The following is a 23,578-nucleotide window of genomic DNA, read 5'->3' as shown; positions in this document are numbered from 1 at the left end:
CCCACAACGGAGTGGAGTCCACTATGGACAAAAAGCTGCTGCGCGTCGTCGGAGCCGGGCTGATCGGAACCACCATCGAGTGGTACGACTTCTTCCTCTACACCTCGGCCGCCGCGCTGGTCTTCAACAAGCTGTTCTTCCCGACCGCCGATCCGCTCACCGGCACCTTGCTGGCGTTGCTCACCTACGCTGTCGGATTCCTCGCGCGGCCGATCGGCGGGCTCGTGTTCGGGCACTTCGGCGACCGGATCGGCCGCAAGAAACTGCTGGTCGTGAGCCTGCTGATGATGGGCGGCTCGACGTTCGCGATGGGTCTGCTGCCCACGTACAGCGCGGTCGGCGTGCTCGCGCCGGTGCTGCTGACGCTGCTGCGGCTGATCCAGGGCTTCGCCCTCGGCGGCGAGTGGGGCGGCGCGGTGCTGCTGGTTTCCGAGCACGGCGACGACCGGCGGCGCGGGTTCTGGGCGTCCTGGCCGCAGACCGGCGTTCCGGCGGGGAACTTGCTGGCCACCGCGGTGCTCGCGATCCTGGCGTCCGCCCAGTCGGACGCGACTTTCCAGGCGTGGGGCTGGCGGGTTCCGTTCCTGCTCTCCGGGGTGCTGGTCGTGCTCGGCCTGTGGATCCGGCTGGCGGTTTCGGAATCGCCGGTGTTCATCGCGGCGAAGGCGGCCGCGGACGAACGTGAGCAGGCACCGATTGTCGACGTCTTCCGCGGGCATTTCCGTGCGCTGGCAGTGACGTTCGGTGCGCGCATCGCGGAAAACGTGTCCTACTACGTGATCACCGCGTTCATTCTCGTATACGTGACGACTGGGCTCGGGCTGCCGAAAGCGACTGGCCTGACCGCGGTGCTCGTCGCCTCGGCGGTGCATTTCGTGACGATTCCCTTGTGGGGACTGCTGTCCGACAAGATCGGGCGCAAGCCGGTGTACCTGTTCGGTGTGATCGGAATGGCCGCGTGGTCGTTCGGGTTCTTCTGGCTGCTCGACCTGCGCACGACCTGGTCGGTGATCGGCGCGGCCGTGGTCGGGCTCGTCGTGCACGGTGCGATGTACGGGCCGCAGGCGGCGTTCTTCGCGGAACAATTCCCGACGCGGGTGCGCTACACCGGGCTTTCGGTCGGCGGCCAGCTGTCGTCCATCGCGGCCGGGGCGGTCGCGCCGTTGATCGCGGTGGCGCTGTTCGAGGCGTACCACTCCACGGTGCCGGTTTCGGTCTACGTGGTCGCGATGTGCCTGTTGTCGCTGGTCGCGCTGCTTGCCGCCCGCGAGACGCGCGGCGCGTCGTTGCGCGAGACGGCGGCCGAACGGCAGGCTTCAATGACAGCATGACGGGTGTGGACCCCACTGCCGAGGCGTATCGCCGGCTGCTCGAACTGCTCGCCGCCGGAGCGAGCAGCGAGCAGCTGGCGCACGTCGCTGCCCGGGGATTGTCCGCGGAGCAGGCCGCGGCGATCGGTTCGGCGACTGAGCTGGCTTTGCGGATCCGCGAGACGCTCAGCGAGCACCGGCGGCGAGAAGCCGAGCTGACCGCGTTGTTCGACACCGCGAGCGACCTCGCCCGGCTGCGCGATCCGGACGCGGTGCTGCGGTCGATCGTCCGCCGTGCGCGGACCCTGTTGGGTGTGGACGTTTCGTATCTCAGCCTCAACGACGAGGCGAACGGCGAGACGTACATCCGGGTTACGGACGGGTCGGTTTCCGCGCTGTTCCAACAGATTGTTCTCGGAATGGGCGAGGGGCTCGGCGGGCTCGTGGCGCAGACCGCGCGTCCCTACGCGACCGCGGACTACTTCGAGGACGAGCGGTTCCGGCACACGAACCCGATCGACGCTGGTGTCCGTGAAGAGGGGTTGAAGGCGATCCTCGGCGTGCCGTTGGCAATCGGCGGCAAGGTGCTGGGCGTGCTGTACGCATCCGACCGGTCGTCGCGGGCGTTCTCGACGGCGGAAGTCGCGCTGTTGTCGTCGTTGGCCGCGCACGCTGCGATCGCGCTAGACACCGCACATCTGCTGGACGAAACACGGTCCGCGGCAGCCGAGTTGAACGCGGCCAACGCGACGATGCGGCGGGCTGACGACGCGCACGACCGATTGATGGACCTCGTGCTCGGCGGTGCGGATCTGCCCGCGGTGGCGGCGGAAGTGGCCGGAGTATTGCGTGGCTCGATCGCTGTGCACGACGAAGAAGGCGGACTGCTGGCCGGTACCTCGGTCGCTTTTGACGCTGCCGCGGTCGCCTCGTCGCACGCCAATGGCCGCGCAGTGTCTACAAAGGATGTCTGGGTATGCGCGGTCCGGGCGGGCCGCGAGTTGCTAGGCAGCCTGACGCTTTCCGGTCGACCGGAGCTGGCCGGGGACGACCGTCGGCTCTTTGAACGCGCGGCTGTCGTCACGGCGTTGTTGTTGCTGCTGCGCCGTTCTGTTGCGCAAGCCGAGGACCAAGTGCGTGGCGAGCTGCTGACCGACCTGCTCACCGCGCCGACCCGTAACCCGGGTTCGCTGGTGGCTCGCGCCCGCCGGTTGGGTGTCGATTTGTCTTCGCCGCACACGGTTTTGGTCGCGCACGCCTCGGGCATTTCTCGACGCGGACTCGCTGCGGCGTGCGCACGGTACGGCGATTTGGTCGGCGTCCACGCGGAGCAAGTCGTCGCGCTCGCACCGGATCAGCCTGCCGCAGCACGGATCGCGGCCGAGCTGAAGTCTGTTGTGGACTGTCCGGTGACCGTCGGCGCGGCCGGTCCGGCGAACGGGCCGGAAGCGTTGGCGCAGGCGTACACTGAAGCTGTTCGATGCGTTAATACTCTGCTGGCACTCGGCCGCGAAGGCGACGGCGCGGCGATGGCCGATCTCGGATTCCTCGGCGTCCTGCTCGGCAGGCATTCCGACCTGTCCGGCTACGTCCGGGCAACGCTCGGCCCGGTCCTCGACTACGACGCCCGCCGCGGCACCGACCTCGTCGGCACGCTGCGCGCGTACTACGCGGCAGGCGGGAATTTGGCGCGGGCTAAGGAAACCCTGCACGTCCATGTCAACACGGTCGCGCAACGGATGGAACGCCTGGCCGCGCTGCTGGGCGAGGACTGGCGTGAACCCGAGCGTTCGCTGGAGATCCAGCTAGCGTTGCGCGTGCATCAGCTCGGCGGCTGACGGACCCCGGCGAGGATGAGGTCGAGCATCCGGCCCAGTTGTTCCGGTCCGCCTGGCAGTGTCCGCATGCTGCACGCGCCGACCACAGTCACGACGACGTCCTGCGCACGAACATCCGCCCGAAGCGTCCCGTCCTCAACACCCGCGTCCAGGATCAGCTGCACAGCCTCGGTCAGCTCCGCGCGGACCTGCGTCATGTCGACAGTGCCCGCCTCGATGATCGCGCGCAGTGTGTCGGCCATGTCGTGCTTCGTGCTCGCGTACTCGGCGAAGCGGTCCATCCACCGACGCAGCGCGCGAAGCGGCTTCTCGGCTTCAAGCAGCTTCGGCGCACTCGCGACGACCTGTGCCAGCTCGTCCCGGTACAGCGCTTCGACGAGCGCTTCGCGGGTAGGGAAGTGGCGATAGAGCGTGCCAATGCCGACGCCTGCTTCGCGTGCGACGCGCTCCAGCGTGACGGGCTCGTCGCCTTCGCCGAACGCCTTGCGGGCAGCAGCTAGTAGCCGCAGACGGTTGCGTTCAGCGTCCGCGCGCGGTTTCTTCAGGCTCGACAAAGCGGAGGATCCTCCGGTTCTGCTACGGTGGTGATACGGAGGCGCCTCCGCATCAACTTCAACTATGCCACGGCAGGAGTCTTTCCTCATGACGGCAACCACCTCTCCAGGCGGCACCGCAAAGCTCGCCGGCCGCGAGGTCGCGCGGATCGGCTACGGCGTGATGCAGCTCGGCCGCCCCGGCACCGACCGCGCTGACCAGGTAAAACTGCTCCGCGAAGCGAACCAAGCGGGCGTGAACCACCTGGACACCGCCCAGTTCTACAGCGACGGCCGCTGCAACGACCTGATCCGCGAAGCGTTCTCGCCCTATCCGGACGACCTGGTGGTGGTGACCAAGGTCGGCGCCGAGGAATCACCGCAAGGGCTCCGCCTCGCGCAACAGCCGGAGCAGCTGCGAGCCCAGGTCGAAGCCAACCTCGCCTCGCTCGGCGTCGAACGGCTCGACGTGGTCAACCTGCGCCGCGCGGACGCCGGACCCGGCCTGATCGCGGAAGGCGACCAGCTCGTCGACATCGACGACCAGCTGGCTGAACTGATTTCCCTGCGCGAAGCCGGAAAGATCGGCTTGCTCGGGCTCAGCAATGTGTCCGCCGACCAGCTCCGACACGCGCTCGAAGCCGGGATCGTCTGCGTGCAGAACTCCTACAACGTGCTCGCTCGCGCCACCGAGCCGGTGCTGGAGCTGTGCCGGGAACACGAGATCGCCTGGGTGCCGTACTTCCCGCTGGGTTCCGCGTTCGAGCTGGGCCAGGACGTCACCGGAAACCCGGTCGTCACCGGGATCGCGGCCGAACTCGGCGCTACCCCGGCCCAGGTCGCGCTGGCCTGGCTGCTGCAGCGCTACGCGGGCACGCTGCTGATCGCGGGCACGGCGACCCCGGCGCATCTCGCCGAGAACCTCGCCGCCGGCCAGGTGCAGCTGCCCGCCGAAGCGGTAGCTGCCCTGGACCGGCTCGGCTGAGCTCAGAAGTTCAGCGCCGCGACCCGCTCGGCGTCGGCGAGGATGTTGATCTCCGTGATCAACCCGTCGGAGACGGTGAACGACAGCACCGAAACCGGCTTCCCGTCGCGCAGGGCGACGATGCCCGGGCCGCCGTTGACGGTCGCGTACTGCGACACCAAACCGACCGGACGGAACTGCGACGCGCTGCCAGCGACCTCGGCCGCGCCGCGCACGACCTTCGAGCCGAGCCCGCCGGTGTCGACGCGCAGCAGAGCGTCCGGGTGCAGGAGCGCGACCAGCCCCTCGAAGTTGCCGCCACGAGCGGCGGTGAGCCAGGCGTCCGCGATCTTGCGCTGCTGGGCTCGATCCGCCGGACCGGCGGGCGTCACGCCCTGCACGCGCCGCCGCGCTCGGCTCGCCAGCTGCCGTACCGCGGCGGTGTTCTTGTCGAGCATCGTGGCGATCTCGTCGAACGGCACGGCGAACATGTCGTGCAGGACGAAGGCGAGCCGTTCCGCCGGGTCGAGCGCCTCCAGCACCACCAGCAGCGCGAGCCCGACCGAGTCCGCGAGGACCTCCTGCTCCGCCGGATCGACGCCGTCCCCGGTCTCCACGACCGGGTCCGGCACCCGGATGTCCAGCGGATCCTCGCGGCGAGTCGCGCGCGAGCGCAGCATGTTGAGGCATTGGCGCGACACGATCGTCGTCAGCCAGCTGCCGGTGTTGCGGATGTCCTCTCCGGACGACCGCGTGACCCGCAGCCAGGTCTCCTGGATGGCGTCGTCGGCCTCGGCGAACGAACCGAGCATCCGGTACGCCACCGCCCGCAACCTGGGCCGATGCTCCTCGAACTGAGCCGCCCAAAAATTCTCGTCCTGTTTTTCGTCCCGCACTGTCACATCTTCTCCTTGGGCCGGGTCCTACCAGCAAGACCCGCCGAACGCGGCGGACGTGACAGGAGGAGATCACCATGCAGGCTCGGATGACCCACCCGATCCAGGTGCAGCCGGACGCGATGAAGGCGCTGATGGCGCTGAGCAAGGCCACCAACGACAGCACCGTGCCCGCGACCACGCACCACCTGATCCACCTGCGGGTGAGCCAGATCAACGGCTGCAGCATGTGCGTCGACATGCACGCGCGGGAGATGAAGCAGGCGGGCGAGAAGGACGAGCGGATCTGGGGCGTCGGCGCGTGGCGCGAATCGACCTACTTCACCGACGCCGAGCGCGCGGCGCTGGACCTGGCCGAGCACGTGACCCGGCTGGCCGACCGGACGGACCCGGTCCCGGACGAGGTCTGGGACGCCGCCGCGGACATCTACGACGAGAAGGAGCTTTCGTCGCTGCTGCTGTCCATCGCCGGGATCAACGTGTGGAACCGGCTCAACGCCGCGATCCGCCAGCCGGTCGGCTCGTTCTGAACCGCACTGGGGGTGTTGCCGGGCGCGGCGGCGAGGGGATCCGTCGCCGCTTCCGGCAGCTTCACACGTTCGCGGGCAACTGGTCCCGGATCGCCGCGACGGCGGCGCGCGGATCGTCGGCCCAGAGGTCGAGCTGAGTGATTTCGACGGTGCCCTTGCGGCCGAGATCGACCAGCCGCGGTTCGCGCAGGACGACCGAGAGATTGGTCGATTGGTTGATTCCCACCGCCAGCACCCCGTCTTCGGGCACGCTGACGCCGCCCCGCGCCTTCAGCGATCGGCTCGCCTGCCGGACGGAATCGATGCTGGCCAACGGGATCCGGTGGTCGAAGAAGGACAGATACCGCACCCGCAGCCCCTCCCGGCTGACGGAGTGCGGGTACTTGTAGAGGGTCGCGACGATCGCCAGAAACGCGAGCGCACCCAGGATTTCCACTACCAGCAACGCGATCCGCACCGGTACGGACTTCACCACGACCTCGACCATGACGATGTCGACCGGGTTCACCGCCAGCATCACCCAGAACATCGGCCGGATGGTGCGGCTGTAGTGGATCGCGACGCCGTCCGGCGGCACGTCGGTCTGGCGGCGGAGCACGAGCGCCAACGCCCTCGCCAGTATCAGCATTTGTCTCTTCACGGTGCCCCCTCCAGCGTCAGTCGGCGGTACCCAGCCGCGCGGCCCACTTCTCCTCTATTCTCCCGAATTTCCAGATCGCGAACGCGGCCAACCAGGTGACGATGAACAGTCCGACGATCGCGAAGCCCACGTAGTCCAGGTCCACCGAGGCGATCGCGGCGAGCGGGCCGGACGTGATGTCGAGCTTCTCGGCGAGCAGCGTCACCAGTTCGATAGTCCCGATGCCGAGCGCGACCGCCACGGAAAGCGCGGTAACCGTGAGGTTGTAATAAATCTTCCGGATCGGCCGGGAAAACGCCCAGCCGTAAGCGTAGTTCATGAGCACGCCGTCGGCGGCATCGAACAGGCTCATCCCGGCGGCGAACAGGATCGGCAGCACGAGAATCGCGTACCAGGGCAAGGCAAAAGCGGCCGCGCCCGCGGCGAGCACGAGCAATCCGATTTCCGTCGCTGTGTCGAAACCGAGTCCGAAAAGGACTCCCACCGGGTAGATGTGCCACGGCTTCCGCACCGCTTTGGTGGCCCCGCGCAACAGCCGGTTCATCAGGCCGCGGTTGTCGAGATGGCGTTCCAGCTCGGCCTCGTCCAGTTCGCCGCGGCGCATCCGGGCGAACACCCGCGCGATCCCGACGAGTACGACGAGGTTCATGATCGCGATCAGGTACAGGAAAATCCCGGACACCGAAGTGCCGATCAGGCCGGTCGTCTCGTGCAGCGCGGAGCCGTCGTCCTCCAGCTGCCCGGCGACCGCGCGGACACCCATCGACAGCAGCAGGCACAGCGCGAAGACGATCGTCGAATGCCCGAGCGAGAACCAGAATCCGACCGACAGCGGACGCTGCCCGTCGGACATCAGCTTGCGCGTGGTGTTGTCGATGGCGGCGATGTGGTCGGCGTCGAACGCGTGCCGCATGCCGAGCGTGAACGCGGTGACGCCGAGGCCGACGCCGAACGTGCCGCCCGCGCCGAGTGCGTAATGCCGCGGCGCGACGACCAGCACCAGAAGTCCCCAGCCGACGAGGTTGAGCAGCAGGATCACGGCCGCCATGCCGCCGATCGACCATCGGTCGCCGCGAGTGAGCCGCTGCGTCATCGCCGTCCTCTCTCTCCCCGGAAAGCCGTGAAGGGCTCCTTGAGGGAATCAGATTCCCTCAAGGAGCCCTTCACGGACAATCGGGTAAAGCTCAGCCGGCGCGCAGGTGCAGCTGGTCGAGCGCCTTGCGCACGTGCCCGCCCGCGGCGGTCAGCGCTTCGGCGGAGTGGGCGACGTCGCTGCCGGACAACAGGTGCACGAGCGCCACCTTGAGGTCGCCGCTGGCCTCGGTGAGCGCGTCCGAGCAGTCGGCCATGGTCATGCCGGTGGCTTCCTGCAGGATCCGGATGTTGCGGCCGCGCAGCTTCGCGTTCGTCGCGCGCATGCTCACCATCAGGTTCGAGTACGTCTTGCCCAGCTTGATCATCGTCGCGCTGGAGAACGCGGTGAGGATCAGCTTCTGCGCCGTGCCCGCCTTCATCCGGGTCGAGCCGGCGATGGCCTCGGGACCGGTGGCGACGGCGATCAGCACGTCCACGCCCGCCGGTTGCGCGGCGCGCGGGTTGGCCGAGACGAGCCCGGTGTGCGCGCCGATCCGGCTGGCCTCGGCGAGCGCGCCGAGCACGTACGGAGTCCGCCCGGAGGCGGCGAGACCGAGCACGAAGTCGCCCGGCTGCACCGAGTGGGCGATCTCCGCCGCGCCGGCGTCCGCGTCGTCCTCGGCGTTCTCGACGGCCTGCCGCAGGGCCTTCTCACCGCCCGCGTGATGCGCGATGAACAGGTCGCCGGGCACGTTGAACGTCGGCACCAGTTCGGCCGCGTCCAGCGTCGCCAGGCGGCCCGAGGTGCCCGCGCCGACGTAATGCACGCGCCCCCCGCCGCGCAGCGCCTCTACGGCGTAGTCGACCGCACGGGCCAGCTGCGGCAGCACCGCGGCCACCGCGTCCGGCACCCGGCGGTCCTCGGCGTTGATCGCGCCGAGGATCCCCATGGTGGACATCAGATCGATGTCCACCGTGCGCGGGTTTCGTTGTTCGGTGGGCGAATCGACGTGCACCGTCTGGCAGGGGACGGACATCAGATCCTCGCTTCTTGGTTCACTTGCCGGTTTCCCGCGGACGACGACGACCGTCGGGTCTGACCCCGAGCCGGTGCGAGCCGACCGCGTCCCTCGTAGCGTCCAACGCGCTGACCGACGCCTCCATGTGGCGCTGTGCGACGCCGATGAAGAGGCAATCGATCACGGTCAGCTGGGCGATCCGGCTCGCGGTCGCCCCGGACCGGAAGGTGGTTTCGCGGGCCGCCGTGGTGAGCACGTGGTCGGCGACCTCGGTGATCGGCGAGCGCGGGAAGTTCGTGACCGCGACGGTCACCGCGCCGTGCTCGCGCGCGACCCGCAGCGCCTCGACGGTGTCCGTGGTCGCGCCGGTGTGCGAAACGCCGACCGCGACGTCGCCCGGCTTCAGCACGGCGGCCGAGGTCAGCATGATGTGCGTGTCCGACCAGGAGAAGCTCACGCGGCCGATCCGGTGCAGCTTCTGCTGCAGGTCAGCGGCGACGAAAGCGCTTGCGCCCACGCCGTACACGTCGACCCGGCCGGCTTCGGCGACGAGGTCGATCACGCTCTGCAGCGAGGCGACGTCGAGCTGGTCGGCGGTCTCCTCGACGGCGCGCGCGTCGGCGAAGCTGACCTTGCCGATGACGGACGCCAGGTCGTCGCCAGGGCCGATCTCGCCGCCGAGGTTGCGCGAGGTGCGCGCCTCGGTGCGGGCGGTGTCCGCGGCGAGCGCGATGCGCAGCTGCGGGTAGCCGCCGACGCCGACGGCCTTGCAGAACCGCGTAACGGTGGTCTCGGAGGTGTTCGCGGCCAGCGCGACCTCGGTGATGCTGCGGCGCGCGACAGCGGCCGGGTCTTCCAGGACAACCTTCGCGACGCGCTGCTCGGCGCGGGCGAGTCCGGGCAGCAGGGAGCGGATGCGAACCAAGGGGCTCGCATCCGCGTCGCGCACCGCGGTCTGACCTGCGAAGTGCTCAGAGGGTGCGCTGCTGACTACGGAATCGGTATCATCCGCCGTCGGAAAGTTACTAACCGTTGGCATTTGCGACAAGGCTACCCACATCCTTCGGCAGAACCACAACCCGTCCGTGTCTGCGGACTTCGGTTTGCGATTAATCGTTGTCAAGAAAGTCGCCAACCGAGTCCACGGTGTTAACGACCTCAAGCTAACGACTTGGCAACTAAGTGTGTCTAGCGAAGGAGTCTTGTTCCACTGAGTGGGGACACCAAGGTGGCAATGCGCGGCGGGGTGCCTACCGAGTGCTCAATTTCCATCCCGAAGAGGCCAGCTCCGAGGGGTTTCGCTCACCATCGAGAACGACCTGGCCGCGTTGGGTGACTTTCACACTATCGAGGGAAACTCCCCGACCCGTGTAATTCGGATCGGTGCTGTAACGCCACCGGAGCGAGGTAGCGGCCGGCGCGGGCACCTCTGCGGACACCCGCCACCAGGAACGGTGCCCGTGTCCGCCCAGCGTGGGCGTCTCGTCGTCGGGCGCACCCGGGCCACAGGCCTGCATCGGAACAGGTTGCCAATTAACCCCGTCAGTGCTCGATTCCAGCTGCAACGGGTCGCTCGGGCCCTCGGTGTCGACGAAAGCGGCGAAGGACACGCGCAGTGGCGCACCCGCTGGAAGCGGTTGTGTGCTGAGCGTAGCGACGCCGTTGTTTCCCAAGCTCGCGTACCAAGCGTCGGGGCCTTCGACCGGCTGTACGGCCATCGCCTTGGCGAGCGAGGTCGCCCAGACCTGACGGGCGGGGTTGATGGAACCCCAGGTGCGCGTGGGGTGCACGCGGTTGGTGAGCAGCAATGCGAACGACCGCGATTCCGGGTCGATGACCAGCGTCGTGCCGGTGAAACCGGTGTGGCCCGCGGTGATCGGCGACGCCAGCGCGCCCATGTACCAGGGCTGGTCCAGCTCGAAACCGAGCCCGTGCTCATCGCCGGGGAAGCGCTGGTTGTAGTTCGTGAGCATCTTCGTGACGGTGTCCGGGCGCAGGATCCGGTGCCCGCGGTAACTGCCGCCGTTGAGGATGGTCTGGGAAAGCACGGCCATGTCGCCGGCCGTCGAGAACACGCCCGCGTGCCCGGCGACGCCGCCGAGCGACCAGGCGTTCTCGTCGTGCACCTGTCCGCGCACGAGCCCGCGCGGCGGGGTGGTCTCGTACTCGGTCGCGGCGATCCTCGAGAGCTTCGACGCGGGCGGGTTGTAGCCGGTGTCGACCATGCCGAGCGGCGCGGTGATGCGGTCGTGCACCACCTGGTCCAGCGGCTTGCCGGACAGCTTCTCGATCAGGAAGCCGAGGGTCAGCATGTTGAGGTCGGAGTACAGGTAGGTGCTGCCCGGCGCGTTCTTGAGCGGGCTGTCGAGCACCGCCTTGCGCCGCGAGGGGATGTCCGGATAGCCCTGCCAGAGCGACGGCGACGGGTCGGCGTCGAAACCGGAGGTGTGCGTGAGCAGCTGCAGCACGGTGACGTCCTGCTTGCCGTTGACGCCGAACTCCGGCAGATAGCGCACGACCGGCGCGTTGACGTCCAGCTTGCCCTGCTCGGTCAGCTGCAGCGCGGCGATCGAGGTGAACAGCTTCGAGATCGACGCCATGTCGAAAATGGTGTCGTTACGGATCGGAACCTGCTGCTCCGGCGGCAGTTCGGTGCCCTTGGCGTCGGCGTACCGGAGCGCGCCGCCGACGGCGTAGCGGTCCACGACCACGCCGTCGTGCGCGAGCAGGCCGACCGCGCCGGAGAAGTGCGGATGCCCGCTGGCGTCCGGCTGTGTCCAGCTCTTCAGGAACTGCTCGGCGTCGCGGATCGGCTGCGGATCGAGGTTGACCTCGCCCGGGCTGCCGTCGCGCAGCTTCGTGCTCGCCGGGGCGAACCCGTGCTGCGGACGGTCGAAGCGCCCGGCGAAGCCGCCGTGTCGGTTGTCGATCGTTGCTGCTCCCGCGGTCGTCGTGGCCGCGACCAGTACGGCCAACGTCGCGACGAGCACTTTCCTAGCACGCATGGCCGCTCTCCTCAGCGATAGATCAGGTGGGGGCGGCGTCTGCGGGCGAAGTCGGCGAGTTCGGCGCGCCACGCGCCGGTGATCTCGTCCACTCCGGCGCCGGCGTCGACCATGGTGCGCAGCCGCGCGGATCCGGACAGCTTGTCGATCATGTGGTCCGGCCGCCAGCCGAATTTGTCGGGCGCGACGCGCTTGGCCGTCACGAACATCGAGACGGTGGTGTTGATCGCGTCGAAGGCCCGGGGATCGGTGACGGTGACCTGTACGCCGCCGCACGGCTGATTCACGAATTTGCCGAAGGTGGGCACGAAGTAGATCTCGCGGAACGCTGCGCCCGGCAGGCGGAGCTTCTCGAGTTCCTCGCGCCAATGCCAGTCGAGGCCGGGCGCGCCAATGATTTCGAACGGCCGTGTCGTGCCGCGTCCTTCGGAGAACACAGTGCCCTCGAACATGCCTGTGCCTGGATACACGAGCGCTGTGTCCGGCGTCGGCATGTTCGGGCTTGGCAGGATCCAACGGAGACCGCTGTCGGCGAAGAAGCTGTCGCGTCGCCAGCCGCGTACCTGAACGACTTCGAGCTTCGCCAGCTTCACGCCTTCGCCAGGTAGGAACTCAGCGGCGAAGAAGCGCGCCAGCTCGCCGACCGTCATGCCGTGTTGCTGCGCGATCGGCTTCAGCCCGACGCCGGACGAGAACTTCGGGTCGAGGACTGGGCCGGACAGTCTTCCGCCGATGGGGTTTGGCCGGTCTAGGACTACGAAGGCCGCGTTGACCTTCGCAGCGGCGACCATCGCCGTGTACAGCGACCAGATGTAGGTGTAGAAGCGCGCGCCGACGTCGGCGATGTCGAAGACGACAGTGTCCAGTCCGGCTTTCTGGAACAGCGAAGCGAGCTTCGTCGCGTCAGCGCCGTACGCGTCGTACACGGGGATGCCGGTGCGCGGGTCCGTGTAGTCGCCTTCGGAGCCACCGGCTTGCGCGCTGCCGCGAAAGCCGTGCTCTGGCCCGAAGGCCGCGACGGGACGTACGCCCGCCGCGACCATCGAGTCGACGATGTGGTCCCCGTTGGCGAGCACGCCCGTCGGGTTGGACAGCACGCCGAGCTTGCGTCCGGCGAGCGGACGCCAGCCCTGCGCGGCGAGCTGTTCGGCACCGGTGAGGACCCGGCGTTCCAGCTCAGCTTGTGCTGCTTCAGGTGCCGCCTGTGCCGCCGCCGAGCCGCTCGCCAGCACTGGGACGGCGAGCGCCGGAACGGCCAGGAAATTCCTGCGGTTGAGAGTCACCAGGTCAGTCCGTGTCCGAAGGGGTATTTGACGGTGTGCACGTCCGCCCCGGCCGGGACGTCGACCGGCAGCTTCCCGCTGGGCTTCGTCTCGCCGAGCACGACCTTGGCCAGCGCTTCGAGCGACGGCGTGATGTAGCCGTAGGTGGCGAGCCAGGTCGGCACCGGGTTCGCGTATCCGGCGTCGTACGGAATCTGTGCGGCGACCGCGACCACCGGCTTGCCCGTGTCCATCAGCGCTTGAAGAAGCTTGCCCTGCAAGGGGAATCCGCCGAGGTTGTTGGTCAGCACCACGACAGCGTCGTTCTGCTTCGCGGCTGCGGCGGCCTCGGCGATCTGCGCGTCGGTCGGAGTCTGCCCGGTGGCCAGCGCGGTTGCCTTCGTGCCGTGCGCGTTGAAGCGGGCGGCAAGCGTTTGCGTCGTGGTCGCGCCCCAGCCGGTGACCAGAACGGTCGACGGCTTCTGCTTCAGCGGCAGCACTCCGGCGTCGTTGGCGATCGCGGTGACCGACCGGTCGGCGATGCCCTGCGCGGTCGCCAGGTGCTCCGGCGTACCGACCTTCTTCATGACCTGCGAAGGGTTGTTGAACGGCGCGTACAGGATTCCGCGCTTCAGCTTGAGCTTCAGCACCCGCAGCACGCTCTGGTCGATCCGCTGCATCGGCAGGTCGCCGGACTTCACCGCGGCGAGCACGGCGTTGATCGCGACGTCCAGGTGCACCGGCATGAGCAGCTGGTCCACGCCCGCTTTCAGGGCGAGGACGGGGATTTCGGCGTCGCTGTGCATCTCCCGCACGCCCTGCATCTCGAGCGAATCGGTGATCACGACGCCGTTGTAGCCGAGTTCGCCGCGCAGCTTGCCGGTGATGATCGGCTTCGACAGCGTCGCCGGCTCGCCGGACGGGTCGAGGCTCGGGAACTGGATGTGCGCGCTCATGATCGAGTCGATGCCCGCGGCGATCGCGGCCTTGAACGGCGGCACGTCGATCGCCCGCCATTCCGCTTCGGTGCGATTGATCTTCGGCAACCCGGTGTGACTGTCGGTCGCCGCGTCGCCGTGGCCGGGGAAGTGCTTCGCGGTGGACGAGACGGTCTGGCTCGCCGGTCCGGATTCCTGGTAGCCCTTGACCTCCGCGGTCACGAAACTGCTGGCCAGGTCAGGTCGTCCGGAGAAAGACCGGACGCCGATCACCGGGTTGGCCGGGTTGGAGTTGACGTCCGCGTCCGGCGCGTAGTCCTGGTTGATGCCGACCGCGCGCAGCTCGTGGCCGAGGATCGTGGCGGCCTTGGTCGCGCTGCCGGTGTCGCGGCCGGCGGCGATGGCCATCGAGTTGGGGAACTCGGTGGCCGGCGCGCTCATCCGCGTGACCGTGCCGCCCTCCTGATCGGTGCCGATCTGCAGCGGGATGTGCGCGCCGCTGGAGATCGCGGCGCGCTGCAGGCCGTTGGACAGCTTCGCGACCTGCGTGGGGCTCTCGAAGTTGTCGCGGCTGGTGTTGTGGAAGTAGATGACGCCGCCGAGGTGGTATTTCTGCACGGCCTGCGCGGCGGTGTCGACGCCGAAGTCGGTCTGGTTCTTGGGGTTGACCTCGTCCGCGGACTTGCCGTTCACCCACGTGACGAACAGCTGCCCCACTTTTTCTTCCAGGCTCATGCCGCGCAACGCCTGTGCGGCCGCGGCGTCGAGCTGCGCCGTCTGCTGCTGGGGTGTCTGCTGCTGGTGTTTCGGCGCCGCGAACGCCGAGGAACTCAACCCCCCGACGGCGAGCACCCCCGCAAGGGGAACGGCGAACACCTGCATCCTCCGCGTGCGCGCGAGTCGGTTCGTCACGAATTGCCTCCCAGTGTCGCGTGCCGCCGCGGGTGCGGACGCGAGTCGTGAAGCGTCCACCGGGCAGCACCGGTATCGGGAAGCTACTCACCGCGATACGGGGTTGTCCATCGGCCGAGCGCAGGAACGGCCGGGTTCACCTGGGAGGACGGCACCTGGTGCGGGTCTGGCCGCGCGCGGATTTCTTCGAGCCTGGCTCGGTCCGCTGCGCTCGCTCCGGAGCTGGCTGCGCCTGCCTGGACATAAACACTGGCGGCGCCCGTCAGCCGAAGCCAACGGGCGCCGCCAGTCAGCGCGAACATCTCGGGCGACCAAGCGTGCAACTCTGGTCGTACCTTCATGGACTCGGCGTCCGGCGTCCCGGTACGCAGTCCCTAGACGACGAGCCTCCCGCGGCGTGCTGCGCGTGGGTACCCGGAGTCCGCGCACGGAGGTTGCCCGGGGTGACAGAGGCTTCTCTTCTACCTCTGTCCTGGCCGAATCAACGTCCGCACCTACTTTCTACGCCGTGAGCGCGGTCACTTCAAGTGCGCGTACGGGTGCACCGGTACAGAGGCTCGATCCGGTGACAACACCACCCTCAGCAACGGACCTAGCTGCGGAAACCGGAGTATTGGTACCGCCACGCGGGTGCTCAGTCGTCGGTGCCGCGAGACCGGCGGCGACGGCTGAGGCTGTACCAGGTCGCGCCCGCCGCCACCGCGCCCACGCCGAGCGCGACCATCCCCGCGGACTTGGCCGGGATCCGGGTGCGCAGCGACATCGGCCGCTCGAACGCGAGGACCGGCCACTCGTGCTCGTCCGCGGTGCGGCGCAGCACCTTGTCCGGATTCACCGCGTGCGGGTGACCCACCACCTCCAGCAGGGGGATGTCGGTGCTGGAATCGGTGTAGGCGAAGCAGTCGGCGAGGTCGTAGCCGTAGGTGGCGGCTTGCTGCTTCGCGGCGACGGCTTTGTTCTCGCCGTAGCAATAGAAATCGACCTCGCCGGAGTAGCGGCCGCCGACGATCTCCATGCGGGTGGCGACGCAGCGGGTCGCGCCGAGCATCTCGGCGACCGGAGCGGCGACCTCCTCGCCGGTCGCGGAAAGCACGATCACGTCGTGTCCGTCGGCGAGGTGGCGCGCGATGAGGTCGGTCGCCTCCACGTAGACGAGCGGATCGACTACGTCGTGCAATGTTTCGCGCACGATGGCGGAAACCTGTGCGACATCCCAGCCCGCGCACAGCGCGGAAACCTCGGCGCGCATCCGCTCGGTCTTGTCCGCGTCCGCGCCGGCGAGCGAGAAAACCAGTTGCGCGTAAGCACTTCGCAGCGCCGCGCGACGGTTGATCAGTCCTTCGCGCAGCAACGGCTTGCTGAACGCGAGCGCGCTGGACGACGCGATGATCGTCTTGTCGAGATCGAAGAAGGCGGCGACGCGCCGGGGTGCTTCTTCGCTGCGGGGTTCGGCCACGTGATCAGGATAGGCGTACCGCGCCGTGTTGTTGGCAGCACACCGGTCGTGGCGTCGGCCGGAAAATCGATGACATCGGCTCGCTTACGGCCTCGGGTGCCGTTATCGAATCGTATGTGTCACTCACACAGCCAACTCATAGCTAACGGAGTTACAGTGAACGGACCCGGTCGTGAACCGGGCTGGTTCAGTCCGACCCCCCGGGGCTGAACCCCTGGCGGCCCTCGTCCCTCCCCCCTGGCGAGGGCCGCCTTCTATTCTCCCCGTTTCCGGATGAGCGAACAATTTTCAGGTCTGCCGCGGAAACCGTTGCACGGACTGCTTTTTCGCCCCTGACCTGGGCTGTTCCGGTCGTTCCCGGCGCGGTCTACGAGCAAGATCAATTAACCGCACGCTTACCTTTTCTGCGTTTTCTCCTGCGGCTGTGCTGGTTACTTGTCCCGGTGCGGCAAATTTACTTCTTTTCACTTGATTTTCCGGAGGTTCTCCGCAGCAATCGTTTTCTCGTCCGAATGTGCGGGTCCGCGCATTGTCCGGTACGGCCGGACACTCCGGCGGTTCTGGATCGATTTCGCCCCTCCGGTTGTCCACAACCCCCGGGTTATCCACAGGACGGAAAAACAGGCATTGCCGACCGCTCCGGCGGAGGGCGACGGTGGAAGTCCGGCCCACGAGACCCAGGGGAGGGGCACATGGCCACCGCACAACCGCTCGTCGTCTCCGGCGAGGGAACCGTCTTCGAAGAGATCCGCCGCGTCGCCGCCGTAGTCGGCTGCGAGTTCGACCACGCGCCAGACCTAGCCGCCGCACGCGGACGATGGACGCGCGCCCCGCTCGTGGTATTGGACGAGGACATCGCCGCTGACAGCCCGCCAATGCCAGCACGCGACAGCGTCGTCCTCGTCTGCAAAGGCACACCCAGCCTGGAAACCTGGCGCCGCGCGGCCGCACTCGGCGCTCGCCGCGTCTTCAGCCTGCCCGACGACGAAGCGGGTCTGACCGGCGCGTTCGCCGATGTCACCGACGCGCCAGCGGAATCCCCAGGCCCGGTAATAGCTTTCGTAGGCGGCCGAGGCGGTTCCGGCACCTCCGTACTTGCTGCCGCGGTCGCCGTAGAAGCCGCCCGCACCAGCACCGCGCTATTAGTCGATTGCGACCCGTTAGGCGGCGGATTGGACCTCCCGCTAGGTCTGGAACACACGAAAGGCCTGCGTTGGCCGGAAGTTCGGCTGTCCGGCCGAGTCTCCGTCCCTTCGCTGATCGCTTCGCTCCCGACTCGCGGCAAGCTCCCCGTACTGTCCTGCGGCCGCTCCGGCGACGGCCCGGCCCCACGAGCCTTGTCGGCAGTCGTCGCCGCAGGCAGCCGCGCAGGCCGCACCGTCGTCTGCGATTTGCCCCGCCACTTCGACGAAGGCACCGTCGCCGTAGCCTCCGTCGCCGACTTGGTCGTCCTGGTCGTCCCCGTCGAATTCCGCGCCTGCATGGCGGCGAAACAGGTCCTGAACCGCCTCCGCCCGCACACCGAGCGTTTCGCGATCGTCGCAAGTGGACACCCCATCGACGGCGTCTCAGCCGCGCAAACCGCAGGCATGCTAGGCCCGCCCGTGCTCGCTTCCGTACCTCCAGAACGCCGAGTAGCCACCACCTTGGAATCCGGCGAATTCGACCTGCCCCCGAAGGGCGCACTGGCCACCGCCGCCCGATCCGTGCTGGCGAACCTGCGTCCCCTTCCCCTCGAACAGGCCGCGTAGATGACGACCGACCTAGTAGAACGAGTCCGCCACCGCCTGGCAGGCCAAAGCCGGGGCACCGACCCCATCGCCCTAGCCGAAGCCGTCCGCGCAGAAGCCGGCGGCGCCTTGAGCCACGACGCAGTGCTAGCCGCCGTCCGCCAAGCCCGAGACGAGTTCGTAGGCGCAGGCCCCCTCGCCTCTTTATTGGAAGACGACACCATCACCGACGTCCTAGTAACCGCCCCCGACGAGGTATGGACCGACGGCCCACTTGGCCTCACCCACACCACAATCCGCTTCCCCGACGAGGACGCCGTCCGCCGCCTAGCGCAACGCCTGGCCCTAGCCGCGGGCCGCCGCCTGGACGACGCCCAGCCCTACGTAGACGGCTGGCTCCCCGCCCGCCAAGGCCGAATCCGCGTCCACGCCGTACTTCCGCCCATCGCCGCCAACGGCACCTGCCTGTCGCTGCGCGTCCTACGCCCGGTGACTCACGACCTGGCCGCCCTCCAAGCACACGGCTCCATCGACGCCACCGCTTTGAGCATCCTCCAAGCAATCCTCAAGCACCGCCTAGCTTTCCTCGTCACGGGCGGCACCGGCGCCGGAAAAACGACCCTCCTGAGCGCCCTGCTCAGCGCAGTAGCCCCAACCGAGCGAATCGTCTGCGTAGAAGATGCCGGCGAACTGCGCCCGACCCATCCCCAGTTCGTCAGCCTCGTCGCCCGCCCCGCCAACGTAGAAGGCGCAGGCGCAGTGGAACTCCCAGAATTAGTCCGCCAAGCGCTGCGAATGCGCCCAGACCGCCTGATCGTCGGAGAAGTCCGCGGAGCAGAAGTGTGCTCCCTGCTGAACGCCATGAACACCGGCCACGACGGCGGCGCCTGCACCCTGCACGCGAACTCTCCCGCGGAAGCCCCCGCCCGCCTGGAAGCCTTAGCTGCTCTGGGCGGTCTCCCCAGGGATGCCTTGCACAGCCAACTATCCGCAGCAGTCCGCGTAATCCTCCACATGCGCCGCACAACCGCTGGCCGCCGCCTGACGGAAGTCGCGGTACTGCAGCGGTACCACGGAGAAGTAAAAACCCACCCCATCTGGCGCGACGGTCACTGGACGAGCCGCCGCCCCCTCTTCACCGCCTTGACCACATCGGAGCCAACTCATGACTAGCTCTACGCGCGGCCGCTCGCCGCCAGCGCGCTGCTTCCGCATTCGCGACTTCTGCGCTTGCCAGCTCCCGCGCTCACACCGGGCAACCACTCACCAGCCGACCTTCTCCAACTGATCCCGCGTCTGCCCCGACCGCCCCCCGGCCTGCCCCAACTGGCCCGCACCTGCTCCCAACTGATCCCGCGCCTGTCTCAACCGACCTCGCGCCTGTCCTGCGCAACTACTCACCGGCCGACGTTCCCCAACTGTGCCCGTCCTAATCAACCACTCACCGTTCGACCTTTGCCCCGACTCCGCGGCTAGCCCGCAACACGAGCGCCCCTTCCTCCCTGCCGCCCCCAACTCCGTCCAGAAACAACGCCCCCTGCAATAACCCGCCGCCACCCAACCGCCCCAGCATCGAGGTGCCCCCGTTGATCTCCGCATGGCCGTTCCTCTGCGCAGGCACCGGAATCCTGTGCTGGCCCGCCGTCCCAAGCCGTCTCCTCCCATCACCCCGCCTCCCTTTCCGTCTCCCCATCCCGCCCCGCCGCGCGCTCTGGCTAACCCCAGCCGCCGTCGCCCTGCCACTGGGCGGAATAGGCGCAGCGATAGCCACCGCGCTGCTCACCCTCGCCGTCCGCCAGGAATGGCGCAGCAGAAAGGAAGCCGCCGAAACCCTGACCCGCGCCGAACGCACCTCGACCGTCCTCCGCACGATGGTCTCCGAACTACGAGCCGGTGCCCACCCAGTAATGGCCGCCGAAGCAGCCGCCGACGCCGTCCCCGAACTAGCCTCAGAACTCCACAACCTCGCCACCGCGGCCCGCCTCGACGGAACCCTGGACTCACCCGCGCTCCCCGCGCTCGCCCAATCCTGGAACCTCGCCCGCCGCCACGGCCTGCCCATCGCCGACGCCCTAGACGCCACCCGCCGAGACGTCGACGCCGAAGTCGCCTTCACCCGCCGCCTGCACGCGAGAATGGCCGGACCGCGGATGAGCGCGATAGTCCTGACCGTGCTCCCCGTCGGCTGCCTGGCCATGGGGCAGCTAATCGGTGCCAACCCGCTCGCAGTCCTCACCGAAACCCTTATCGGACAAGCATTCCTGGTCGCAGGCGCAGCTCTGCTGTGGGCAGGCACCGCCTGGTCAAGAACCCTGACCAACCGCAAGGCCACCCCATGACCGCCCTGCCCCTCGCCCTAGTTGCCGCCGCGTTACTGCTCTGGCCAAACACCGCCCCACCCCGGCACCTAGCCCAACCCAGCCGCCCCCACCGCGCCCCGAGACCAGAGGTCTGGCATCCCGCAGCCGCAATCGTCATAGCCCTGTCCGCCACCGTCCTAACCGGAATCCCAGTAGGACTAGCCGCCGGAGCGGGCACCTGGTGGCTTCTCCGTCGATCCCGCCACCCCAAAAACCCAGACGACACCTCAGAACGACTCCGCTCAGCGTCAGTTCTGGACATGCTCGCCGCCTGTCTGCGCGCCGGGATGCCAGTCCCCACCGCCCTGGAAGCGGTAGCGCCCGGCGCACCGCCAGACACCGAAAACGCCCTGCACGCAACAGCAAACCTGCTAGCTCTCGGCGCCGACCCGATCCCCTCCTGGGCACCGACCCGAGCGAGACCAGGCTTCGCCGAACTGGCAGTAGCCGCGACCCGTACCGCGCGGTCCGGAGCAGCACTCGCCTCGACCGCGGCCGACCTGGCCCGTCGCATCCGCGACGGACTGGGCGTCGAAGCCGAAGAACGCGCCGAACGAGCCGGGGTCGCACTGGCCCTGCCAGTCGGTTTGTGCTTCCTGCCAGCGTTCTTCGCCCTCGGCGTGCTGCCGGTAGTGCTCGGCCTCGCCGGGCGAATCGGCGGCCTGCTGTGAACCCGTCAACGAGAGAAAGGACAACCGACCATGTGGTTCCTGCCCGGAGACGAGGGCACCACCACCGCCGAATACGCCATTGGCACGGTAGCCGCGGCGGCGTTCGCCGTCGCGCTCTACGTGCTCCTCAGCGGAGACTCGGTCTCCGCGGCGTTGGCCGGATTGGTGCAAAAAGCCCTCACGGTGGCCACCTGATGGCCAGCCGTCGCCGGGACGGCGGATTCGTCACGGTAGAAGCCGCCCTGTCCTTGGGCGCGCTGACCGCCGTGCTGGCGATCTTGCTAGCGGGCACCGGCGCGATCGCCGGACACCTCCGATGCCTGGACGCCGCCCGCGAAGCCGCCCGCCTCACCGCGGCCGGACAGCCAGGAGCCGCCGACGCAGTGGTCCAAACCATTGCCCCGAATGGCGCGCACCTCACCATCCACCGCACCGGCGACGGCCTCACCGCCGAAGTAACTACTGACGCACTGGCAGCTCTTCACCTGAGCGCGACCGCCTACGCCATCGTCGAACCAGGCCCATCCTCATGACCCAAGAACGCCGTGGCGACGCCGGCGTCGCCACCATCTGGACCGCCCTGGCCGCAGCCACCCTGATCACCCTGACAGTCCTGGTGTGGTGGCTGGCGGCGGCCATCACCGCCCGCCACCGCACCGAAGCCGCCGCCGACCTGGGCGCACTGGCCGCGGCCGCGCACGCCGCCGCCGGGCCGACCACCGCCTGCGCCCGGGCCCAGGAAGTCGCCGACCACGAGCGCGCCGTGCTGACAAGCTGCCGCTGGCACAACCGCGACGCTTACATCGAGGTCCGCGCCACGACCGCTCCGATCCCCGGCCTGCCCGCCCCCACCGCAAAAGCCCGCGCCGGCCCAGTAGACGAACCTCCCTGACCGACAACCACTCCGAGCAGCCCGGGGAGCCGGCGGCCGCTTAGCGGAGGTGGGCCGACACCTGCGACTGGTGTCCCCGCACGCTCGGCGGCCGGTCGGCGGGCTCACGCGAGCGCTGCCGGACTGACAGCGAAATGCGCGGCCAGTCCGGCACCTGGCCCGCCAGCGCCATGGCTGGCCGCGCGGCCGGTCGCCAGTCTGCCAACCAGCCGCCAGCCCGCCGCCCAGCCCTCCACCGGTCCGCCGACTGGCAGCCGGCCAGTCGCCAGCCCGCCGCCCAGCCACCAGCCCGCCGACCGGCCGCCCAGCCACCAGTCCGCTGCCAGCCGACCATCCCGCCGCCGGCCTGCCGCCCAGTCGCGCGAACCACTCCCGTACCGGCCTCGCCCGCCCCAACCGAAGGGAGTTGCAACCTGCCAACCGCCCCCGCACGCCCCGCGCGGCCCCGCCTGCACCGTCACCGTGGGCCTCCGCCGGAGGCCTTCCGGTCACCCGCCGGAACCGCTCATCGGCGGCGCGACGGACCGGTGACCAGTCCCCGGGTCACCCCGTCCGTCCGGACTTTTCCGGCGCCGGCGACGAGTGGCGAACGCCACGAGCAGCGGTCGCTGGCGGACGCCGAGCGGTTGAATCCCCAGGTCAGCGCACTGCTCGACGGGATGCGTCAGCACACCTGCGGAAAGGCGAGAAAGTGTCGAATCCCGTGGTGGGCACGTTCTCGCGGGACCGGCGGCGGGGTCAGCGGCCGGTGATCGGTGCGTTGTTATCGGCCGGACAGTGGGCTACTGGGCGTTCATCGCTCGGTAACGGCCGGTTGTCGCGCGGAGTCTTCCCCGCAATGTGCAACTTGCCGTTTAGTGAGACATGCGCCACCACGGCCCCGACCCGGACGGCGCGAAAACCGGACCTCGAAGGCAGGAAAGCAATGTTGGACGCGAATTGGCCGGACAGCTGGCGGAACGCCTTCCGCATCGAACTGCGTGCGGAGGCGATCGGCCTCGCCTGGCGCGGCTGGCCGGTCCTTCCGGGGGCGACCCCGGAACCGATCACCGCGGAGGGGGACGACCTGACCTGGCGCCGGCCGGTGCCGGTGCGCGACGAGTGGCGTGAGCTGGTCGGCTCGCACGCCCACGAGGTCGCCAGCTGGTTCTCCGACCGCACCCACAGCCTGCTCGTGGCGACCGGCACCGTGCTTGACGCGGTCGAGGTCGACCAGGAACTGGGCAAGCGCGCCGCGCGGCTGCTGCGGTCCATCGGGCACCCGGCCCCGATCGTCGCGATGCCGAACGGCCGGTGGCTGTTCCTCACCTCGCCCTCCGAGCACCTCCCGGCCGAACTCGCCGACCAGATTTCCGTGCAGTGGCACGGCAAGGACAGCTACATCCCGCTGCCCCCGTCGCCGTTCCAGCACGGTGTCGTGCACTGGCGCGTGAAGCCCGAGGTGTGCGGCTGGCAGCTGCCGCCCGCCGCCGAGGTGCAGGACGTGCTGGTCCGCGCTCTCGCCGACGAGCACGCCCCGATGCTGGTCGAGAGCACCGCCGCCTGATC

22 protein-coding genes are annotated in these 23,578 nt (G+C 68.7%); 12 read left to right on the top strand and 10 right to left on the bottom strand.

Annotated elements, in window-relative coordinates:
- Positions 1-23: 23 nt before the first annotated feature.
- Entirely contained in the window at positions 24-1,331 is a 1,308-nt protein-coding gene (locus ACFXI3_RS30920; RefSeq protein WP_378404263.1) for an MFS transporter, read from the top strand.
- Positions 1,328-3,148, top strand: a complete 1,821-nt coding sequence (locus ACFXI3_RS30915) for a helix-turn-helix domain-containing protein (RefSeq protein ID WP_378404261.1) — start codon at positions 1,328-1,330, stop codon at positions 3,146-3,148. The genes ACFXI3_RS30920 and ACFXI3_RS30915 overlap by 4 nt, the downstream gene beginning before the upstream one ends.
- On the opposite strand, the gene ACFXI3_RS30910 is transcribed toward ACFXI3_RS30915, so the two are convergent.
- Positions 3,133-3,702 carry a TetR/AcrR family transcriptional regulator gene (locus ACFXI3_RS30910; protein WP_378404259.1) on the bottom strand — a complete coding sequence of 190 codons (570 nt, stop codon included), beginning with the start codon at positions 3,700-3,702 and terminating at the stop codon, positions 3,133-3,135. The genes ACFXI3_RS30915 and ACFXI3_RS30910 overlap by 16 nt on opposite strands.
- 88 nt (positions 3,703-3,790) lie before the next feature.
- Between ACFXI3_RS30910 and ACFXI3_RS30905 the strand changes: the two genes are divergently transcribed.
- A complete protein-coding gene (locus ACFXI3_RS30905) occupies positions 3,791-4,666 on the top strand; it encodes an aldo/keto reductase (RefSeq protein ID WP_378404257.1) in 876 nt (291 codons plus the stop codon).
- Between the two features lie 2 nt (positions 4,667-4,668).
- Here ACFXI3_RS30905 and ACFXI3_RS30900 read toward each other — a convergent pair whose 3' ends face one another.
- Positions 4,669-5,547: a sigma-70 family RNA polymerase sigma factor gene (locus ACFXI3_RS30900; RefSeq protein WP_344265680.1), complete on the bottom strand. Its 879-nt coding sequence runs from the start codon at positions 5,545-5,547 to the stop codon at positions 4,669-4,671.
- A 71-nt stretch (positions 5,548-5,618) separates the two neighbouring features.
- Between ACFXI3_RS30900 and ACFXI3_RS30895 the strand changes: the two genes are divergently transcribed.
- Entirely contained in the window at positions 5,619-6,071 is a 453-nt protein-coding gene (locus ACFXI3_RS30895) for a carboxymuconolactone decarboxylase family protein (RefSeq protein ID WP_344265677.1), read from the top strand.
- A 61-nt stretch (positions 6,072-6,132) separates the two neighbouring features.
- Here ACFXI3_RS30895 and ACFXI3_RS30890 read toward each other — a convergent pair whose 3' ends face one another.
- The 8 genes from ACFXI3_RS30890 to ACFXI3_RS30855 form a co-directional block, all read right to left on the bottom strand.
- Positions 6,133-6,711, bottom strand: a complete 579-nt coding sequence (locus tag ACFXI3_RS30890) for a hypothetical protein (RefSeq protein WP_378404255.1) — start codon at positions 6,709-6,711, stop codon at positions 6,133-6,135.
- 16 nt (positions 6,712-6,727) lie between these two features.
- Positions 6,728-7,804: a HoxN/HupN/NixA family nickel/cobalt transporter gene (locus ACFXI3_RS30885; protein ID WP_378404253.1), complete on the bottom strand. Its 1,077-nt coding sequence runs from the start codon at positions 7,802-7,804 to the stop codon at positions 6,728-6,730.
- A gap of 91 nt (positions 7,805-7,895) precedes the next feature.
- Complete coding sequence (locus ACFXI3_RS30880) at positions 7,896-8,825, bottom strand: N-acetylmuramic acid 6-phosphate etherase (protein ID WP_378404293.1); 930 nt, start codon at positions 8,823-8,825, stop codon at positions 7,896-7,898.
- A 16-nt stretch (positions 8,826-8,841) separates the two neighbouring features.
- Positions 8,842-9,843 carry a MurR/RpiR family transcriptional regulator gene (locus tag ACFXI3_RS30875; protein WP_344265668.1) on the bottom strand — a complete coding sequence of 334 codons (1,002 nt, stop codon included), beginning with the start codon at positions 9,841-9,843 and terminating at the stop codon, positions 8,842-8,844.
- A 211-nt stretch (positions 9,844-10,054) separates the two neighbouring features.
- A complete protein-coding gene (locus tag ACFXI3_RS30870) occupies positions 10,055-11,809 on the bottom strand; it encodes a serine hydrolase (RefSeq protein WP_378404251.1) in 1,755 nt (584 codons plus the stop codon).
- Positions 11,810-11,820: 11 nt separating this feature from the next.
- A complete protein-coding gene (locus ACFXI3_RS30865) occupies positions 11,821-13,092 on the bottom strand; it encodes an exo-beta-N-acetylmuramidase NamZ domain-containing protein (RefSeq protein ID WP_378404249.1) in 1,272 nt (423 codons plus the stop codon).
- Positions 13,089-14,891, bottom strand: a complete 1,803-nt coding sequence (locus ACFXI3_RS30860) for a glycoside hydrolase family 3 protein (protein WP_378404291.1) — start codon at positions 14,889-14,891, stop codon at positions 13,089-13,091. Before ACFXI3_RS30860 ends, ACFXI3_RS30865 begins: the two co-directional genes overlap by 4 nt.
- A gap of 664 nt (positions 14,892-15,555) precedes the next feature.
- Positions 15,556-16,377, bottom strand: a complete 822-nt coding sequence (locus ACFXI3_RS30855; protein WP_378404247.1) for an HAD family hydrolase — start codon at positions 16,375-16,377, stop codon at positions 15,556-15,558.
- A 692-nt stretch (positions 16,378-17,069) separates the two neighbouring features.
- Here ACFXI3_RS30855 and ssd point away from each other — a divergent pair.
- From ssd to ACFXI3_RS30815, 8 genes are all read left to right on the top strand, one after another.
- The gene (gene ssd / locus ACFXI3_RS30850; protein ID WP_378404245.1) at positions 17,070-18,128 is read left to right on the top strand and encodes a septum site-determining protein Ssd; all 1,059 of its coding nucleotides are present in this window, start codon (positions 17,070-17,072) and stop codon (positions 18,126-18,128) included.
- A complete protein-coding gene (locus ACFXI3_RS30845) occupies positions 18,129-19,280 on the top strand; it encodes a TadA family conjugal transfer-associated ATPase (protein ID WP_378404243.1) in 1,152 nt (383 codons plus the stop codon). It begins immediately after the preceding gene.
- Positions 19,281-19,693: 413 nt separating this feature from the next.
- Positions 19,694-20,446: a type II secretion system F family protein gene (locus ACFXI3_RS30840; RefSeq protein WP_378404241.1), complete on the top strand. Its 753-nt coding sequence runs from the start codon at positions 19,694-19,696 to the stop codon at positions 20,444-20,446.
- A 281-nt stretch (positions 20,447-20,727) separates the two neighbouring features.
- Entirely contained in the window at positions 20,728-21,138 is a 411-nt protein-coding gene (locus ACFXI3_RS30835; protein WP_377926767.1) for a type II secretion system F family protein, read from the top strand.
- A 30-nt stretch (positions 21,139-21,168) separates the two neighbouring features.
- Positions 21,169-21,333 carry a DUF4244 domain-containing protein gene (locus ACFXI3_RS30830; protein ID WP_344265646.1) on the top strand — a complete coding sequence of 55 codons (165 nt, stop codon included), beginning with the start codon at positions 21,169-21,171 and terminating at the stop codon, positions 21,331-21,333.
- On the top strand, positions 21,333-21,671 hold the full coding sequence (locus ACFXI3_RS30825; RefSeq protein ID WP_378404238.1) for a TadE family type IV pilus minor pilin: 339 nt from the start codon (positions 21,333-21,335) through the stop codon (positions 21,669-21,671). Before ACFXI3_RS30830 ends, ACFXI3_RS30825 begins: the two co-directional genes overlap by 1 nt.
- Positions 21,668-22,030: an Rv3654c family TadE-like protein gene (locus ACFXI3_RS30820; protein WP_378404236.1), complete on the top strand. Its 363-nt coding sequence runs from the start codon at positions 21,668-21,670 to the stop codon at positions 22,028-22,030. The genes ACFXI3_RS30825 and ACFXI3_RS30820 overlap by 4 nt, the downstream gene beginning before the upstream one ends.
- A gap of 925 nt (positions 22,031-22,955) precedes the next feature.
- Positions 22,956-23,576 carry a bifunctional DNA primase/polymerase gene (locus tag ACFXI3_RS30815; protein WP_344265639.1) on the top strand — a complete coding sequence of 207 codons (621 nt, stop codon included), beginning with the start codon at positions 22,956-22,958 and terminating at the stop codon, positions 23,574-23,576.
- Positions 23,577-23,578: the final 2 nt, after the last annotated feature.

The organism is Amycolatopsis sp. NPDC059235 (assembly GCF_042754125.1).
Lineage (GTDB): Bacteria > Actinomycetota > Actinomycetes > Mycobacteriales > Pseudonocardiaceae > Amycolatopsis > Amycolatopsis albidoflava.
Note: the sequence above shows the minus strand (reverse complement) of the source record. Positions and strands in the feature narration are given on the sequence as shown.